Here is a 267-nt window from a genome sequence, read left to right on the forward strand (position 1 = left end):
GCCAACTATGCCTTTCGCATGACCGAGGCAGTGGTCGAACCGGACGGTCCTGGCCCGCAGATTTGCGCGGTCATGTCGGGACCGCTGGATGAAAGCATCGACTATATGCCCTTCGTGCAGCTTCCTGATCGGGCGATGACGGTCGAGGCATCGGGCGAGCGGCTTTGCGTCGGCGGGCTGAGCCATGGACAGGACATCACTGTGACCCTGCGGGCCGGGTTGCCGGGAAAGGATGGCGAAACGCTGGCCCGCAATGCCGAGCTTAAG

The 267-nt window shown here is 63.3% G+C and carries 1 protein-coding gene; it reads left to right on the forward strand.

Features of this window, described 5'->3' with window-relative positions:
• Nucleotides 1-18 precede the first annotated feature (18 nt).
• Nucleotides 19-267 (forward strand): hypothetical protein (locus RMT89_RS43445; protein ID WP_315889271.1); only part of this gene is annotated, 249 nt, incomplete at its 3' end.

It is taken from the genome of Streptomyces sp. P17 (genome assembly GCF_032436805.1).
GTDB lineage: Bacteria > Actinomycetota > Actinomycetes > Streptomycetales > Streptomycetaceae > Streptomyces.